Annotated in this window: 8 protein-coding genes and 1 pseudogene; 5 read left to right on the top strand and 4 right to left on the bottom strand. The window is 63.8% G+C overall.

The genetic code is table 11. The annotated features are described in order from the left end of the window. Positions 1-41 precede the first annotated feature (41 nt). The 3 genes from AB7C87_RS04290 (at position 42) to AB7C87_RS04280 (ending at position 1,434) form a co-directional block, all read left to right on the top strand. Positions 42-902 carry a UbiA family prenyltransferase gene (locus AB7C87_RS04290; RefSeq protein ID WP_369728158.1) on the top strand — a complete coding sequence of 287 codons (861 nt, stop codon included), beginning with the start codon at positions 42-44 and terminating at the stop codon, positions 900-902. A gap of 177 nt (positions 903-1,079) precedes the next feature. Beyond that, the gene (locus tag AB7C87_RS04285; protein ID WP_369728157.1) at positions 1,080-1,268 is read left to right on the top strand and encodes a hypothetical protein; all 189 of its coding nucleotides are present in this window, start codon (positions 1,080-1,082) and stop codon (positions 1,266-1,268) included. A 25-nt stretch (positions 1,269-1,293) separates the two neighbouring features. After that, complete coding sequence (locus AB7C87_RS04280) at positions 1,294-1,434, top strand: hypothetical protein (RefSeq protein WP_369728156.1); 141 nt, start codon at positions 1,294-1,296, stop codon at positions 1,432-1,434. Positions 1,435-1,838: 404 nt separating this feature from the next. Here AB7C87_RS04280 and AB7C87_RS04275 read toward each other — a convergent pair whose 3' ends face one another. Beyond that, the gene (locus AB7C87_RS04275; RefSeq protein ID WP_369728381.1) at positions 1,839-3,017 is read right to left on the bottom strand and encodes a redox-regulated ATPase YchF; all 1,179 of its coding nucleotides are present in this window, start codon (positions 3,015-3,017) and stop codon (positions 1,839-1,841) included. 149 nt (positions 3,018-3,166) lie between these two features. On the opposite strand from AB7C87_RS04275, the pseudogene AB7C87_RS04270 reads away from it, so the two are divergent. Next, positions 3,167-3,576: pseudogene (locus AB7C87_RS04270) on the top strand (DUF2267 domain-containing protein). Positions 3,577-3,592: 16 nt separating this feature from the next. Here AB7C87_RS04270 and AB7C87_RS04265 read toward each other — a convergent pair. Beyond that, positions 3,593-4,330, bottom strand: coding sequence for a GNAT family N-acetyltransferase (locus tag AB7C87_RS04265; RefSeq protein WP_369728155.1), 738 nt, complete (start codon positions 4,328-4,330; stop codon positions 3,593-3,595). A gap of 479 nt (positions 4,331-4,809) precedes the next feature. Here AB7C87_RS04265 and AB7C87_RS04260 point away from each other — a divergent pair, with 479 nt between their 5' ends. Then, positions 4,810-5,805 carry a Gfo/Idh/MocA family protein gene (locus AB7C87_RS04260; RefSeq protein ID WP_369728154.1) on the top strand — a complete coding sequence of 332 codons (996 nt, stop codon included), beginning with the start codon at positions 4,810-4,812 and terminating at the stop codon, positions 5,803-5,805. Between the two features lie 84 nt (positions 5,806-5,889). Here AB7C87_RS04260 and AB7C87_RS04255 read toward each other — a convergent pair whose 3' ends face one another. Both AB7C87_RS04255 and AB7C87_RS04250 read right to left on the bottom strand, forming a co-directional pair. After that, positions 5,890-7,722: an RICIN domain-containing protein gene (locus AB7C87_RS04255; protein ID WP_369728153.1), complete on the bottom strand. Its 1,833-nt coding sequence runs from the start codon at positions 7,720-7,722 to the stop codon at positions 5,890-5,892. Positions 7,723-8,116: 394 nt separating this feature from the next. Next, positions 8,117-11,884 carry a hypothetical protein gene (locus AB7C87_RS04250; protein WP_369728152.1) on the bottom strand — a complete coding sequence of 1,256 codons (3,768 nt, stop codon included), beginning with the start codon at positions 11,882-11,884 and terminating at the stop codon, positions 8,117-8,119. Positions 11,885-12,014 lie beyond the last annotated feature (130 nt).

Below are 12,014 nucleotides of genomic sequence, written 5' to 3'. Positions count from 1 at the left end.
AACCTGTGTGTTTTATGTCTTATCTCGTCGTCACGACCGGTATGTCCCTGGCGCGAGACGGCGTCGGCACAGAGGCGACGGTCCGGGCGTTCTGGTCGCAGATTCACCCGGTTTTCATGCTCCCGCCGCTGGCGGCGTCGCTGTTCGGGGCGATCCTCGCCGGATCGGTCGATCCGCTGATCGCTGCCGTCCACGTCGGCGCGATGTTCGCCGCGGTGTACACGGCACACCTCAAGGACGGCTACGTCGACTTCCACGTTCGGGGGGAGGACGACGACCATCCGTTGACCGAACGCGGCTGTCGGGCCGGGCTCGTCGCCTCGACTGCGGCGTTCGTCGGTTGTTGTCTCCTGCTCGCCGCGTTCGCCAACGTGCTCGCGGTCGCCCTCACGGTCCCGACGTGGCTGATCGCCTACCACCACGCCCCCCAGCTGGATATGAATCCGCTGACGGCGACGACGGGCTACCCGCTCGGCATCGCCCTGGCGATCATCGGTGGCTTCGCGGCCCAGGCCGGGACGTTGACACCGGTTCCGGTGGGCTTTGCGATCGTCTTTCTCGTCTTGCTCTCCGGGATCAAGGTGATCGACGACGCTCAGGACTACGAGTACGACCGCACGATCGCGAAACGAACCGTCGCCGTCGTCGTCGGCCCGTCTCGCGCCTACGGCGTCGCCTACGGGCTGATGATCGCCGCCTTACTCGCGGTCGTCGCGCTCGTCGCCGTCGACGTCTTTCCACCCGGCGCCGTTGGGGCCGCGCTCGCGTTCGCCGTGGTCGCCGCAGTCGCACGCCGGGCCGGCCCGGAACTCGCGACGATGTTGCTCATCCGCGGCTCGTACGTCTTCCTCGCCGTCCTGGTCGCCGCGGTGTGGTTCGAACCGCTCCCGGGGCTCGGGTGAGCGCGACTCGAGTTCGATCCGACGTGTTCGAACTCGAGTCGTATTCGACGATTTCGACGTCTGGCTGCCGGTTTCGAATGTCGACGTGTGCGCGGACCCTCGGAGACCACTCGAGTCGTGTGCCAGCACACATCACACCGGGTGAAACCTGACAAACGAGCATCGAGGAATCACCGTATGAAACTCGTCGAAGCCACCGCGAACGATCTCGAGGAGCTCGTCGACCGGTGGTACGACCTCGCGACGGAAATGGAAGCGTACTCTGACTTAATCGACCTCGCAGGCGAGATTGAACAGTGGCGTGATGACCTCATCAGGTACGGACTGGACGAACTGACCGGCGATTCGTCTAACCCGAACGATTAACCGCAGTCGCGACGATACAGCAGCTATGGCGACCAAGGAACGTTCAGAGTCCGATACTCCACTCGATGAAGTGATGGAGGATATCCGAGGTGAACTCGTCCGGCGGGTAGCAGCAGCTGACCGGGACGCAAATCGAGATATCTACGACGCGCTCGAAACCGAGTAACGAACTACAGCTCTATCAGTTAGCGGTCACGATTCCGTCGGTGCGTATGTCCACTTTCGGTCAACTGTATCATCTTTCAGTGTTTCTTGGAAAGGAATTTGAAGATTGCTGCAGGACTTGTCCTATGGAACAAGCGAAACGGTTTGGAGTGGGATCGGTGCTTATGGGGTTATCAGCTCTCTTACTCGGTTCCATGGTGGTCCTTGATTCGGCAGAATCGGTAGGAGTATTCGGATTTGCAGGGATCGCTGTCGGAGTCGTGTTACTCGTTATTGGCGTCGGTAAATATCGAGGATGGGAGAATCTCTCAGCGAATCAGTAATACCATCAATGTGGGCAATATCTGTACCGTTTCACTCGGCTTAGGTCGTGAGATGTAGCGATCGCAAACTATTATTATATTGTCAATTAGTGCTTACGATCTTGATCACGTCACCCTCCTCGAGTTCGTAGCTGTCGCTCACCTCACGGCCCGACTTGGCGTCGACGGCGTGGAGATAGCCGTCGCCGATGTCGGAGTGAACGCTGTAGGCGAGGTCGACCGGCGTCGAACTCTCGGGCAGGAGAAAGGCGTCGGGCAGGATATTTCCGCTCCCGTCGGACCACTTGCTGGCGTCTTCGACCGGGTAGGCCGTCACGTGCTCGAGCAGGTCGTAGACGGCGTAATCGAGTGCCGACTGGACGCCGGTGCCGTCCCACTCGGCCATCGTTTCGGCCAGCCCCTCGAGGGCTTCCCGCTGGGCGTCGTTGACGCCATCGCCGATCTCGATCGTCTCGTCGCCGGGGTCGTACGCGACGAGGTCGTTCTCGGCGGCCCGGCGGAGCGCGAGTTCGCCTTCCGCCGTCGTCGGGATAACCGGCTTGTCGAGTTCGAGGAGTTTCTCGACGTTCTCCTCGGGCGCGACGTCGATCTTGTTGGCCGCGACGACGATCGGTTTCGTGCGTTCGCGAACCAGCCGGGCGAGTTCCTCGCGGTGGTCGTCGTCCCACTGGATTGGGTCCTCGGGGTAGTCGAGCTCACGCAGGACGGTCGCGATCTGGGTCGGCGAGGCGCCAAAGCCCGAGAGCATGTCGGCTAACACGTCGTCGATGTCGAAATCCGGCGAGCGAGATTTTCGTTCGACGGATTCCCAGTTGTTCTCGACGATGCCGGCCAGCCAGAGGTCCATCTCCTCTTCGACGAAGTCGATGTCCTCGAGCGGGTCGTGTGCGCCGATATCGACGGGTTCGCCCTTCTCGTTGGTCCCGCCGGAGGCGTCGATCACGTTGACGATCACGTCGGCGTTCGTCAGTTCGTCGAGAAATTGATTGCCAAGCCCTTTCCCCTCGTGTGCGCCGGGGACCAGCCCAGCGACGTCGAGTAGTTCGATCGGCACGTAGCGCTTGCCGTCCTCGCAGTCGTCGGCGTTACAGCGTTCCTCGCGCTCGAGGCAAGGACAGTCGGTACGAACGTAGCTCACCCCCCGGTTGGCGTCGATGGTCGTGAACGGGTAGTTGGCGACGTCCACCTCGGCCATCGTCGCCGCCGTGTAGAACGTGGACTTGCCGGCGTTTGGCTTCCCGGCAAGCGCGATCGAGAGCATGACGCCCCGTAGCATCCTTTCCTCAAACTGTCTTTCGATTCCGACCCCGACGAACGGTGCTCGTCCGTGGCGATCCGACCCGAGCCGGCGGGACACCACCGTTCTTCTGAAGGTTACACGCTGTCAAATCCCGGCGGGAACGTCCGCGTATGCAGTACGACGACTTCATCGACGAGCTACAACGCCGTGCACAGCTCGACTCTCGAGAAGCGGCGCTTGGCGTCTCACGAGCGACCCTGACTACCCTCTCAGAGCGGGTTCAACCGGGCAAGCCGAAAACCTCCGTGCCCAACTTCCCGAGGAACTCGGCCGATTCCTCGAGGAGATCGACGACGTCGAGCGATTCGGGTTCGACGGGTTCGTCGGTCGTGTCGCCGAGCGCGAGGGGATCGGTGACGAGGACCCGGCCGACGCGACGTTCCACGCGCAGGTCGTCCTCGACGTGGTCGCAGAGGGCGTCACCGACGGCGCACTCGACGATATCAGGGATCAGCTACCCGAAGACGAGGGATACGAGGATCTGTTCGAGATCGCCCAACAGGAGGAAAGCCCCGCCTGAAACGGACTGCTGTCAGTCAGCGATCCAGTTCGACGGCCATCATCACTTCGTCGACGTACCGGCCGTTGAGCTTGTAGTGGTCTTCACGGACCGCTTCCGTCGTCCACCCGTGTTCCTCCAGAAACGCGATGGCTTGCTCGTTGGTCGAGGGGACGCTCTGGTAGACCTTCTCGTACTCGTTGGCGCCGGCCCACTGGAGCCCGCGGGCGAGCAGTTGTGACCCGATCCCGTGGCCGCGATACTCCTCGATGACGCCGACTGTGAGTTCGGCGGTGTGGCTCAGCTTCTCGACTTCCGGTGCGTGGAGGTGGACCCAGCCGACGACCTCGTCGTCGACGGTCGCGACGAAGAACATCCGCGACTCGAGTTCGTTGTGCCGGAGCAGGGTCTCCTCGTGGTCGACCTCGTCGGCGACGCTTTCGGCTTCGATGTACGTCCGTTCCTGTGCGACCTGACGGATCGCGCCGACGATCCCCGTGAGGTCTTCCTGTCTGGCCGGACGGATGTGAAACTCGAGGTCCTCGGAGACGTACTCCTCTTCGGCACCGGCGTCGATCGTCACCCGGAGCGTGCCGTGTTCCTCCGCGAGACGACCGTCGCGCTTGAGAATCGCGGCGTGGTGTCGGAACGCGCTCTGCTCGATGTCGAGTCGTTCCCTGACGGACTCGGGATCGACTGCCCCCTGTCGCTCGACGAACTCGTAGATCCGCTTTCGATCCGCGTGACCGAACTCGAGCGTTTCGCTGAAATCCATGGTGTGTACTGACGTCCCACGATACTTAACCTTTCTCGGCGGTCGCTCGAGTCGATATTAAAACAAGTGCAGTGTTTATCTCTTGGAATATCGACTTCGAACTTCAGAATTCTCAGAATAGTTACCTGATTCGAGATCTGGTAGTCGGTTTGGTCGAGTACGCTGGTATTGTGGGATCTGGGCCATTATCTGACCGAAATTCCGACTCTCGGATTGTATCGACCGAGTAATGTCGAGGTCATCCTCTCGAGGGAGATACCGCGATAGAATCGCTTCCTGGCACACTTGGCGGAAGTTATGGGCGAACGGACGTTCTCGAATGAAATACCTACGCTATCGTACTAGTCAGATTCTACTCACAGGTACTCAATTCGAATGATAAATTTATTTCTGTTTATTTCTTCTGACGTCCCGCTAATATCCGTGGTATCGGTTACCAGTAGCCATATAACACGTGGGACCGACAGTACGGAGAGACGATGACAACAGTCAGGTACGGAATCGTCGGCGTCGGCGGTTTCGGATCCGCACACGCGAAGTACGTCGACCGGATCGACGGCGCAACGCTCGTTGCCGGGGCCGCGACGACCGAGTCGTCGGTCGCCTCCTTTGGGTCGTCGTTCGACGCGGCCGGATACACCGACCACCTCGAGATGCTCGAATCCGAAGACCTCGACGCGATCAGCGTCTGTACGCCGTCCGGAACTCACGCGGAGATCGCGATCGATGCCGCCAGAGCGGGCGTCGACGCGCTCGTCGAGAAACCCCTGGACGTCTACATCGATCGGGTCGACCGGATGATCGACGTCGCCGACGACCACGGCGTGACGCTTGGCGGTGTGTTTCAACGGCGGTTCTCGCCGGAGCACGTGACCGCGCGTCGGTGGCTCGATGAGGGGCGATTCGGCGATCTCGTGCTGGCGGATACCGCGGTCAAGTATCACCGATCGCGGTCGTATTACGACGACTGGCACGGTGGCCGCGATCTCGATGGCGGAGTGTTGCTCCAGCAGGCGGTCCACTTCGTCGACCTCCTCCAGTGGCTGACCGGCGGCATCGAGCGCGTCGACGCGACCACCGATACCCTCGTCCAGGAGATGGAGTGTGAGGACGTCGCCACCGTCGACGTCGCGTTCGAAAACGGCGCACTCGGAACCATCTCGGCGACGACGGCCGTCCAGGGTGCAATCAGAGAACGCGTCGAACTCAACGCCACCGCGGGCTCGTACAACTCGGGAACGTTCGTACTCGGCGACGAGACGGTCGAACCCGATCTCGAGTCGCCACCGGGCGGAACGGGACTCGAGGGCCAGATCCGAGACTTCGTCGCGGCCGTCGAGACGGGCAACGATCCGTTCGTCACCGCTCGCGACGCCCGCGATGCGATCGAAGTCGTTCTCGCCGCCTACGCTTCGGCATCCCTCGAGCGGCCGGTCCGCGTCGACGAGGTTCGTGACCTCGCCGAACACACCTGAGGCGGACCGCGCTTTTCGGTACTGGGACGCTCACGGCACGCCGGCGACGCAAAGACGATCAGCGCTCGTGCTTGCGTCTGATTCCTACGGCTCGTGAAACCGCCAGCGCTGGTTGTCGTCGGCGTGATACTCCCACTGCACGACGGTGGCGCCGTCGTCGGTGGAAAACCCCTCGACGTCGAGTGACGAGCCGCTGTGGACCGGACGGACGGCGTACTCGTCGCCCGTGATCGCTTCGACGTGGAATCGCTGGTGGTCGCCGCCGGTCCACTCCCACTGGACGACGTTCGCGCCGTCGTCCGTCGATCCGTCCGCGACGGTGAGATACTTCCCGCTGAAGACGTTCTCGAACCGATAGACGTCGTCGGTCAGGTGGTCGACGACCCACCGCTGGTTGTCGCCGCCCAACTGCTCCCATTGGACGACGGTGGCGCCGTCCTCACCCGACCACTCGAAGACTTCTACGGCCTTGCCGCTGTGGACCGACTCGAGCCAGTACGTCCCGGAGGGAATCGGTGCCGGCTCTTCACCGCCGCTGTCGTTCCCTTCTGGCGGGTCGACGGACGCGAGTTCGACGGCCTGGGTGTGTTGTTGGAGCCAGTCGGTAAACGCCGCGTCGTCTTCGGGAACGGTAAGCGGTCGATACGTCGACTCGAGATCGGGGTAGCCGCCGACCTCCGCCTGGCTGTCGATGATCGTTCCGTCGCCGTTCGAGACGTCGTCGACGATGCGTTGATCGTGGAACGTCCGCTCGGCCGGTCGGGCGCCGACGGCCTCGAGTCGATTGCCGAACACGTCGCCGCCGATCGGGTCGAATCCGTCGGGCCAGTGTGACGGACTCGAGAGCTGATCGATCGGCGAATCACCGTCGATCATCGAGAACGGACCGCTCTCGTTGTCGGCGACGTAGGCCTCTACCGGCGGGTCGCCATCACCGAGACCCGTGTAGACGATCGGTCGGCCCGTATCGGAGGCGTCGCCTTCGGTGTAGACGTTTCCGACGACGCTCGTGCTGGTCGTCTCGGAGCTATCGCCGCCGAGTCTGGTCGCCCGCTCGAAGTTGTGCTGGACGTTGTTCGCCACGACGGCGGACGTCCCGCCTTTGATCCGCGCGTTGCGGCTCCAGTTTTGGGCGTAGACGTTTCCGAGGATGGCGACACGGTCGGTCCCTTCGCCGATCAGGCTTCCGTACGCCCGCTGATCGTCGTCGGCGTGAACGGGCGAGTCGAACAGTCCCTCCGCGTTGAGGTTGTTGGTGAACGTGACGTCTTCGCTGATCGACGGCTCGGAGTTGACCGACATGTTCTCTTCGGTCCCCCACGACACCGAACAGTGATCGAACGCGACGTTGTAGCCGTTGTCGCCGACGACCATCGCGTCCGCCGGCTCGCCGTACTCGACGTCGTCGCCCGGCCGCGAGCGGATGTGCTGGACGAACATGTTGCCTTCGTCGAACTCGAAGCCGGGTTTGGTCGTCCGAATCACGGTGATTCCCGGCGGGGGAGCCGTCTGGCCGGCCACGTAGAGGTACGGCTCCTCGGCCTCGATGTCCCCGCCTTCCATATCGATGACGCCGCCGACCTCGAAGACGACGATTCGCGGCCCGTCGACGTCCTCACAGGCCCACTTGAGCGATCCCTCGCCCTCGGCGTCGAGAGTGGTCACCCGGACGACCTGGAGCGTCTCCTCGGTGATCCAGCCCGTGTCGGCCCAGCCGTCGTCGGGGGCGATCGGCGAACTCGGCGAGTCGGCGCCGACGTTCTCGGTTAGGCTTACCTCGATCGAGTGGGAATCGGCGCTAGCAGTGCCAACCCACCCGGCGGCGAGCGTCGCGCCCGCGAGGCCGAGGAACGTTCGGCGAGAGCGGTCTGATGGCGATGCGTCGTGGTCCCTGTCTGCGGTCGGTTTCTTCGTCATCTGTGTGGTGATTTGTGTTCTCTATCGCGTTCGGTTGCGTTCTCCCGATCCGGTTCGGCTGTAGTCGTATTCGGCGTCCTGTTGCGTCTGGTTCTCTCGAGTGAGCGTCGGTGAATCGGGTTCCGATCGGTATCGGGTGCCAATTCCACGTTGTGGCGGACGGGCGGACCACCGATTGGTCGTCTCGGCGCGCCACGAATGGCTTCCGTGTTCATACTGCCGGAGGGAACTATTCTGAGAGTTCGCCGCTCCAGTCCGGCGAATTCTCTTCACTGATAGGGATTATCGTCGGAGTTCATCGTTCTCGTACGAAGAACCACGATACACCGCCGAAGACCAGATCCCGACATCCTCGGCTGGCGACGATAATCCCTATGACTTCCCTCCGACAGTATCAGTCAGGCGGATCGACGTCACCGACCTCGACGGCCCTCGTGTGCTGGCGGAGCCAGTCGGTGACGTCGCCGTCCGGAATGTCCAGTTCGCGGTAGGTCGAGGGTAACTCGGGATAGCCGCCGACTTCCTCCTGGCTGTCGATGATCCCCCCGTCGCGGTTCTCGACGTGGGCGACGATCCGTTCCTCGAGGTGGTCGATCCGTTCGGCCGGCCGCGCGCCGGCGTGTGAGAGCACCTGCTCGTACGGGTCGCCGCCCATCGTCGTCAGTCCGTCGGGCCAGTACTCGTCGATGCGGTCGTCCTGGATCTCCCAGACGTCGTCGGTATCGATCAGCGTGTAGTCGTCGTGGTACTCGTTGCCCTCGTGGTGGATGTAGATCGGTGGATCGCTCTCGTCGTGTCGGGTGTAGACGATCGGCCGGTCGAAGTCCGCGGCGTCGCCGACGCGGTAGTGGTTCTCGACGACGTTGACGTAGTTGGGGTCGTCCTGGTCGTCGCCGATCCGCATCCCGCGCTCGAAGTCGTACCAGACGTTGTTGGCAACCGTCGCCTCGGTTCCGCCTTTCAGGCGAGGGTTGCGACTCCAGGTGTGGGCGTACAGGTTGCCGAGGATCGCGCCCGTGTCCATGCCGTTGCCGAACAGGGTTGCGTAGGCGCGCTGGTCGTCGCCACCGTGGACCGGCGAGTCGAACAGCGGTTCGGCGATCAGGTTGTTACAGAACGTGATGTCCTCGCTGTCGTCGCCGGCGTTGACCGACATCGACTCCTCGGTGCCCCAGAACACCGTACAGTGGTCGAAACAGAGGTTGAACGCGTCGTCGCCGGCGACTAGCGGATCGGCGGGTTCGCCGATCTGGTCGCCCGGACACGAACGGATGTGCTGGACGAAGTGATTCGCCTCGTCGAACTCGACGCCCGGTTTGTTCGCGCGGATGATCGTGATTCCCGGCGAGGGCGCGGTCTGGCCGGCCACGTAGATGTTCTTGCGCTCGGCCTCGATGTCCCTGCCCTCGAGGTCGATGACGCCGCCGACCTCGAAGACGATCAGCCGACCGTGGGCGTCCTCCTTGTCGATCTCGTCGTAGCCGACCTCGCAGGCCCACTTGAACGACCCCTCGCCTTCCGGCTCGAGGGTGGTGACCCGGATGACCGCCAGCGGCCCGTCGGTGATCCAGCTCGTGTCGGCGAAGCCGTCGTCGGGGGCGATCGGCGAACTCGGCGAGTCCGCCCCGATGTTGCCGATCGTCACCTCGTCGTCGGCGACCGGTTCGGTCTCTTCGGTGTCGAACGTACTGATCGACCCGACGTGGGTGTCGCCGGTGGATAGCGCCGCGATCGCCCGGAATTCGTGGTCGGTCTGACTCGAGAGATCGGAGACGGTTCGGCTGAACGTCCCGGAGGACGAGAGGCGCTCGTCGTCGGTTTCGATCCAGTCGTCCGCGCCGGTCTCGCGGTACTCGAAGTGACAGTCGGCGTGGCCGGCGCCGCCGAGGTCGACCTCGCCGTTGAGCGTCGCGGCGGAGTCGGTCACGCCGGTCGCATCGTGGGTCGAGATCGTCGGATCGGGCTCGCCGGTGGTGAACGACAGCGTCTCGCCGACGTCGGCGTCGCCGTCGTCGGCCTCGGCGGCCGCGCGGAACTCGTAGTCGATCTCGGCCGACAGTTCGTCGACCGTCCGGACGAACGCTTCGCCGTCCTCGATCGGATCCGCGATCGTCTCCCGGTCGGTTTCGGTCCAGTCGTCCGCGCCGATCTCGCGGTACTCGAAGGACACCTCGGCCGACTCCGCGTGTCCGCCGGTGTCCAGAAGCGTCCCCTCGAGCGTCGCCGACGAGGCGCTGACGTTCGACGCACCGTCGGTTTCCACGACCGGATCGCTGTCCGGCGCCAGCGTCGCGAACGTGGCGATCACACCCTCGTCGCGGTTGCCGTCGGGGGCGACCGCGACCGCACGGTATTCGTACTCGGCGTCGGTATCCAATCCAGAAACATCCTCGTCGAACTCGCCGGTCGACGACCGGGTCTCCGAGCCGGTGGTGGTCCAGCCCGCGGCGCCGGCCTCGCGATACTCGAAGGAGACGTCCACCGAATCGGTGCCGCCCAGCGCCTCGAGCGAGCCGTGGAGCGTCGCGCCGTCCTCGGTCCGATCGGCGACCTCGCCGGTCACCGCGAGCGGCGGATTGTCGACCGACTCGCCGTCGGGACCGTAGACGGCGCCAGCCACGGAGGGGTCACCGACGTCGAGGCTGTGAGTCGGTTCGACGCCCGCCAGATCGACGAACTGCGTGGCACACAGCGTTCCAGCGTCGGCACTGGTAACCGCCGCACCGAGATAACAGCGCTCGGGCAACTCGAGATCCTCGCCGAGGACGAGTTCGACGATCAGCGTCCAGTCGTCGCCGTCGCTCGAGCCGTACGCGCGCAGTTGGTCGCCCTCTCGGACGAGGCGCTGGTAGTCGGCTTCCATCGTGCCATCGGGGACCTCGGTCTCGCCTTCCCCGAGGTCAGAGGTCGTGCTACCGGCGTCCGCGCCGGTTTCGGGTCGCCACTGGACGGACGTCTCGTTGCCCGGCGTCTTCCGGATCAGCGCGTGGACGGCGTCGTCCGCGAGCGACTCCCTGACCATCAGGCCGGCTTTGGCCCACTCGTCGGTCTCCTCCTGGTCGTCGATCCCGACCGTGACGTCGAAGTCGCCCGCCACGTCCGTCACGTAGTAGTGGAACTCGTCGGCGTCGTCCCAGATGTCGTCGCCGGCACCCTCGACGGTGAACGTGCCGGGCTCGTCGGCCTCGTCGGTCGTGAACGCGTTGATCGATCCCTCGTCGCGGTCGCCGTCGCTGGCTTCGGCGACCGCCCGGAACTCGTAGTCGGTTTCGGCGGCGAGCCCGGAAACCCCGTCGCTAAACGAGCCCGGCGAGGACAGCGTCGTCGGGGACGTCGCCGACCACGAGCCGGTCCCGCTCTCGCGGTACTCGAAGGAGACGTCCGCCGACTCCGCCTCGCCCAGATCGTCGAGCGAGCCCCCCAGCGTCGCCGAAGTGGCGTCGACGTCGGCGGCCGACCCCGTCGAGACGGCGAGTTCGTCCTCCTCGCTCGGGCTCTCGGAAACGTTTCCGGCTACCTCGACGTCGCCGACGTCACCGTTTGCGGACGGCGATAGTCCCGACAACTCCGAGAATTCGGCGGTACACAACGTTCCGGGATCGTGGCTGGTGACCGCCAGCCCGACGTAGGCGGACTCGGCGAGGTCGAGTTCGTCCGCGGGCAGTTCGGCGATCCGCGTCCAGCTCGTCCCGTCGCTCGAGCCGTACGCGCGGATCGTGTCGCCGTCGCGGACGAGTCGCTGGTAGTCGGCCGCCATCGTGCCACCAGGGACCTCGCTTCGGTCTTCACCCTCGTCCGAGGTGGTGCTGCGGGCGTCGTCGCCATCGGTCGGCCGCCACTGCAGGGACGTGTCGTGGCCGGGTGTCTTCCGAATCAGTGCGTGAGCGGCGTCGTCCGCGAGCGTTCCGCGAATCATCAGGCCCGCTTTGGCCCACTCGTCGGTGTCCTCGAGGGCATCGATCCCGACCGCGACGTCGAAGTCGCCATCGAGTTCCGCGTAGTAGTAGTGGAATTCATCGTAGTCGTTCCAGACGTCGTATCCGCCTCCGTCGACGGTGATCGTCGTCTCCGCCGCCGCGGTTCCGGCCGCTCCGGTCGCCAGCGCGCCGAGACTCCCGACGCCAACTGTCTGCATGAACGTTCGTCTGTCTTGGTATGTCATGGCTCTCGACGGTTCGATAGTTTTGGTAATAGCAAATAAAGATATTCTAGGATTATTTACAATAAGAATACTGTGGTTCCCAGCACGCCGGGCGCGACGTCGAAACGTTGAATAGCGAACGAGTCACACC

The sequence above is a fragment of the Natrarchaeobius versutus genome (genome assembly GCF_041205745.1).
GTDB lineage: Archaea > Halobacteriota > Halobacteria > Halobacteriales > Natrialbaceae > Natrarchaeobius > Natrarchaeobius versutus.
Note: the sequence above shows the minus strand (reverse complement) of the source record. Positions and strands in the feature narration are given on the sequence as shown.